General features: G+C 62.2%; 6 protein-coding genes. 5 read left to right on the top strand and 1 reads right to left on the bottom strand.

Features of this window, described 5'->3' with window-relative positions:
- A partial coding sequence (locus ACYVDE_RS14235) for an ATP-binding protein (protein ID WP_460502207.1) occupies nt 1-2,052 on the top strand: 2,052 nt, incomplete at its 5' end.
- Nucleotides 2,053-2,183: 131 nt separating this feature from the next.
- Here ACYVDE_RS14235 and ACYVDE_RS14230 read toward each other — a convergent pair.
- The gene (locus tag ACYVDE_RS14230) at nt 2,184-2,534 is read right to left on the bottom strand and encodes a DUF3140 domain-containing protein (protein ID WP_460502206.1); all 351 of its coding nucleotides are present in this window, start codon (nt 2,532-2,534) and stop codon (nt 2,184-2,186) included.
- A 184-nt stretch (nt 2,535-2,718) separates the two neighbouring features.
- Here ACYVDE_RS14230 and ACYVDE_RS14225 point away from each other — a divergent pair, with 184 nt between their 5' ends.
- The 4 genes from ACYVDE_RS14225 to ACYVDE_RS14210 all read left to right on the top strand — a co-directional run.
- Nucleotides 2,719-3,321, top strand: a complete 603-nt coding sequence (locus tag ACYVDE_RS14225; RefSeq protein WP_460502204.1) for a hypothetical protein — start codon at nt 2,719-2,721, stop codon at nt 3,319-3,321.
- 142 nt (nt 3,322-3,463) lie between these two features.
- Entirely contained in the window at nt 3,464-4,111 is a 648-nt protein-coding gene (locus tag ACYVDE_RS14220) for a zinc ribbon domain-containing protein (RefSeq protein ID WP_460502203.1), read from the top strand.
- A gap of 91 nt (nt 4,112-4,202) precedes the next feature.
- Nucleotides 4,203-4,565: a glyoxalase superfamily protein gene (locus ACYVDE_RS14215; RefSeq protein WP_460502202.1), complete on the top strand. Its 363-nt coding sequence runs from the start codon at nt 4,203-4,205 to the stop codon at nt 4,563-4,565.
- A gap of 70 nt (nt 4,566-4,635) precedes the next feature.
- Nucleotides 4,636-5,052 (top strand): response regulator (locus ACYVDE_RS14210; protein ID WP_460502201.1); only part of this gene is annotated, 417 nt, incomplete at its 3' end.

Raw genomic sequence — 5,052 nt, 5'->3', positions numbered from 1 at the left:
GCCCGCGCCGCCGCCGCGCTCTACTGGCAGCGCTTCGCGGGCCGCAAGCGCAAGGCCGCCTGGCAGCAGCAGTTGCAAGGCATCGGCATTCTGCTCCAGGTTTTCCCCGATTCCCGCGAGTTCGAGCCCCTGAAAGCCGAGCTGCAGCTGGCCGTGGAGGAGTTCGCCACCGGCACCGCCCTCTTCACCGTACCCGAAGTGGCAGAAGCCGGCGACTACCTGTTCCAGGAACTAACCCGCGGCGAAACCTTCGTCATTTCCCCCGAAGCCGCCGACCTGTACCAGCAGTTCCAGCAGTCGCTCAAGGCCCGCAACGCCACCGCGCAATACGAGGCCAGCGTGGCCGCGCTGGCCGAGCAGCCAGCCGCCCAGTTTCAGCTGGTGCGGCAGTGGCTGGGGGCGTTTGTACGGCAGCCCGGCCCTGCAAACCCCAGCCCCGTTAACCCCACCCCCAGCCCCTCCCCTCCGGGGGAGGGGAGCCGGACGATTGCAGAAGGGAGTCTGACGACTTCAAACGTCAGCGCCGCCGTGGCTCCCCTTCCCCCGGAGGGGAAGGGGACGGGGGATGGGGTTACCGGCGCCGGGGTTAACGAAGCCGCCACCCTCCTGATGACGGCCACCTTCGACCCCGCCCGCATCATCCGCACGCCCTTGCACGAAACCCTCACCGGGCTGCAAGGCTCCCACGCCCGCATTCACGAGCGGAATTACCAATTGCATTTCCCCGAGTTCCGGCGGCGGCTGCACCACTACATCCGCACGGTAGTGCCGCTGTTCGAGTCTTTCGGGACACTGAAAAAAGAGCTGGTGGCGCGTTTTGCCGAGGAACTGCGGCTGAGTGAATTCCGTCCGCGCGTGTTGTCGTCGTTTGTGCGGAACAAGCTGATTGACGAGGTGTACCTGCCGCTCATCGGGGCCAACCTGGCCAAGCAAATCGGCACGGCGGGGGTCGACAAGCGCACCGACCTCATGGGCCTGTTGCTGCTGGTGTCGCCGCCCGGCTACGGCAAAACCACGCTCATGGAGTACGTGGCCAACCGGCTGGGGCTCATTTTCATGAAAATCAACGGCCCGGCCATTGGCCACGCCGTGACGAGCGTGGACCCGGCCCAGGCGCCCAACTCCGGCGCCCGCGAGGAGCTGCTGAAGCTGAACCTGGCCTTCGAGATGGGCGACAATGTGATGATATATCTGGATGATATTCAGCACTGCAACCCGGAATTCCTGCAGAAATTCATCTCGCTCTGCGATGCCCAGCGCAAGATTGAAGGCGTGTACCAGGGCCGCGCCAAAACCTACGATTTCAGGGGCCGCAAGGTGGCCGTGGTGATGGCTGGCAACCCCTACACCGAATCGGGCGAGCAGTTCCGCATCCCCGACATGCTGGCCAACCGCGCCGACATCTACAACCTCGGCGATATTATCGGCGACACGGCCCCCACCTTCCTGCTCAGCTACGTGGAGAACTCGTTGGTGGCCAACCCCGTGCTCAGCCGCCTCGCCGCCAAAAGCCAGGCCGACGTGTACCCGCTCATCAAGCTGGCCGAAACCGGCGACAGCACCAGCCTCACCTTCGAGGCCAACCACTCACCCGCCGAAATCAGCGAGTACGTGGCGGTGCTGCAGAAGCTGCTGGGCATCCGCGACGTAGTAGCCTGCGTGAACGAGGAGTACATCCGCTCGGCAGCCCAGGCCAATGAGTACCGCACCGAGCCGCCGTTCAAGCTGCAGGGCTCCTACCGCAACATGGCCAAGCTGGCCGAAAAGGTGCGCCCTGTGATGAACGACGAGGAAGTACGCACCCTCCTAGCCACCCACTACGACAACGAAGCCCAGACCCTGACCAGCGGTACCGAAGCCAACCTGCTCAAGCTGCGCGAGCTGCTGGGCTGGCTCACGCCCGAGGAGAAAGCCCGCTGGGACGCCATCAAGGCTACCTTCGTGCGCAACCTGCGCACCAGCAGCGGCGGCCAGCTGCACAGCGTACTCACGCAGTTGGAGAATATTTCGAGTGGCCTGGGCGGCATTCGGCAGGTGCTGGAGCGAGAGTAATTCATTCCCCGGTCCGTGCTAATTTCCTCACCTGCCTCCGCTTATCTGGCCATGTGATGGTCATTTTTTCGCGGTGCGCCAGCTAACGCCCCGGCTATGCAGCTGGGACGTTAGCTGGCGCATTGGTGTGGCTACTTCTTCAGCGGGTCGTGGCCCCAATTCATCAGCGAGTAGCGCCAGGGCGAGGTTTCTACGTCTTTCTGGTGGTGCGGGCCCTGGGCCAGGTGGCGGCTCACGTAGCTGTGCACCTTGTGCATGTGGGCTTCGTCGGCGGCGGTGAGGTCGGCCTTTTTCTTGTGCAGGATTTTCACGATGTGCTCGCCTGAGTGGTGGCCCACGCTGCTGCCGTCGCCGCTGGCCTGGCCCACCGATTTCGATTCGTCGGTTTTAAGCCACTTCTCCAGTTCGGCGGCGGTCATGTTCACGTCGTGCTTGAAGGTGGTATAGATATCGTCGGCGTCAGATTTTTTGGGGGTGGCCATGCGAAAAGGGAAGATGAATGGAGGATTTTCTTTTTGCCTACTCCCGGCTGCGCGGCTGGGTTTCACGGCATAGCGGCCGCTACGGTGGCGGGCAACGGGGCCAGCGAGGACCGGACGGGCAGCCCGTTTCGTGGAGCGGTGGTAATTTTGCCCCGCTTTTATCATTCACTACAACTGTTTACGCATGCGTTATTTACGTCTGACCGTCTTGTTACTCCTGCTGTTACCCGCCCTGGCCGCCAGTGCCCAATCGAAGAAAAAAAACAGCGGCAGCAACTCGGGCTATAAAACCGGCATCGGCCTGCGCGGCGGCGGCTGGTCGTCGGGCCTCACGCTGAAGCACTTTGTAGGCAGCGGCAAAGGTGTCGCCATCGAAGGCCTGCTCACGACGGAATACAAAGCCCACGGCGCCCGCCTCACCATTCTCGGCGAGAAGCACCTGGGCGTGGCCGACGTGAAAGGCCTGAATTTTTACTACGGCGCGGGCTTCCACGCCGGAGCCTATCAGGGCCGCTACTACTTCGCCGACGACCGGTTTTACTACGACGGCCGCAACGGCGACGTGTACCTGCGCCGCGGCAAAAACGGCTATTACTACGCCGACAGCTACTACTACGACACCAATACCTACCTCGCCATCGGTGCCGACCTCATCGCCGGCCTCGAATACAAGCTGCCCGACCTGCCCTTCGTGGTGGGCGTCGATTACAAGCCCTTCTTCGAAGTATTCCACGGCTACACCGGCTTCTACCACGATGCCGCCATCAGCCTGCGCTTCACGTTTTAAGGACGCGTAACGCAACCCGAAAAGCTGTCATCCTGCGCTTCGCGCAGGATGACAGCTTTTTTTATGCCCGCCCAAGCACTAACGCCCGGCCCACGTCATGCACTTATCCCCATATTTGCATTTCATCCTCTCCCACCGTGCTATGAGCGAGCTCATCCAATTCGTTGCCAACTACGACGACCTTTCCACCGACAAGGGCTTCCAGTTTAAATTTCACTGCGATAAATGCCGCAACGGCTACATGTCGCGGTTTCAACCCAACGCCATCGGTATTGCGGGCAGCCTGCTGCAAGCGGCCAGCAGCCTGTTTGGCAGCCTGGGCGGGGCCGAAAATGCCGCCTACCACATTCAGAGGGCCGTGGGCGGCAAGGCCCACGACGAGGCCCTGAAAACCGCCGTGGCCGAGGGCAAGCAGCAGTTCAAGCAATGTACCCGCTGCGGCCACTGGGTGTGCCCCGATGCCTGTTGGAACCACAGCGCCGGCCTCTGCGAAGACTGCGCCCCCGACGAGCAGGAGGAGCTACGCGCCCAGCAGGCCCAAGCCACCCGCGAGCAAATCCACACCCGCACCCGCGAGCAGGACTACACCAAAAACCTCGACTTCCTAAACCGCGACGCGCTGCTGCAGTGCCAGAATTGCCAGGCGAAGCTCGCGCCCGGCCAGAAATTCTGCCCCAGCTGCGGCACGCCCGCCACCGCCCAAACCCAGCCCCGCCACTGCACCAGCTGCGGCGAGCCCCTGCAGCCCGGCCAGAAATTCTGCGCCGGCTGTGGCACGAAAGCGGGATGAGCAGTGAGCAAAAGAAACGTCATGCTTCGACTGCGCTCAGCATGACGTTTCTTTTATTCAACATTCAACCCTCAAAACTCAACCTTTCCTCATGGCCACTGTCAAGCCCATTCTGCGCATTTTCGATTACGCCAAGGCCCGCGAATTCTACCTCGACTGGCTGGGCTTCCGGCTCGACTGGGAGCACCGGCCGGCGGGCAGCCCCGGCTACCTGCAAGTCACGCGGGGCGACATCACGCTGCACCTGTCCGAGCACCACGGCGATTGCGCGCCCGGTGCCCGGGTATTCATCGATGACTTTGCCGGCCTGGCTACTTACCACGCCCATTTGCTGGCCCAGCCCTACGTATATAATCGTCCCGACCTTTACACGCCGTTCTACGACCCCGCGGCCCTGGAAATGAACATAATCGACCCGTTCCACAACCGCCTCACCTTCGTGGAGCGCGGTTAGCCGCCGGCTTAGGCCCGGCAGGCAGGCTCCGGCCACAACCTTCCCTACGTATTTGCCGTAGGCGCACCCTATGCAAAAGCTACGCAGTGTGCTGTTGGTCGACGACGACCCGACCAATAACTTCCTGAATCTGCGGTTGCTGCGGCGCCTCAATGTGGCCAATCAGGTCGTCATCGCCGAAAATGGCCAAGAAGCCTTGGCTCTGCTCCAGCCCGCCGATGCGGGCGCCACCCCTACTTTTCCCTGCCTCATTCTGCTCGATATTCAAATGCCGATTCTCAACGGCATTGATTTTTTGCACGCCTACCAGCAGCTGCCGCCGGCCCGCCGGCAGCATACCACGGTGGTCGTGCTTTCGACTTCGGTTGACGAGCGCGACCTCACCCGCCTTGACGGTCTCCCCATCGCCGGCCGCCTCGACAAACCCCTGACGCCGGAGAAAATCAACCAGGCCCTGCAGCTGCATTTCGAGCACCAGCAGCTCAGC

The sequence above is a fragment of the Hymenobacter agri genome, assembly GCF_054778495.1.
Note: the sequence above shows the minus strand (reverse complement) of the source record. Positions and strands in the feature narration are given on the sequence as shown.

What these genes read in the sequence shown, in the direction of transcription:
- ACYVDE_RS14230 (WP_460502206.1), bottom strand. Translation starts at nt 2,534, where the DNA reads ATGGCCACCCCCAAAAAATCTGACGCCGACGATATCTATACCACCTTC.
- ACYVDE_RS14225 (WP_460502204.1), top strand. Translation starts at nt 2,719, where the DNA reads ATGCGTTATTTACGTCTGACCGTCTTGTTACTCCTGCTGTTACCCGCC.
- ACYVDE_RS14220 (WP_460502203.1), top strand. Translation starts at nt 3,464, where the DNA reads ATGAGCGAGCTCATCCAATTCGTTGCCAACTACGACGACCTTTCCACC.
- ACYVDE_RS14215 (WP_460502202.1), top strand. Translation starts at nt 4,203, where the DNA reads ATGGCCACTGTCAAGCCCATTCTGCGCATTTTCGATTACGCCAAGGCC.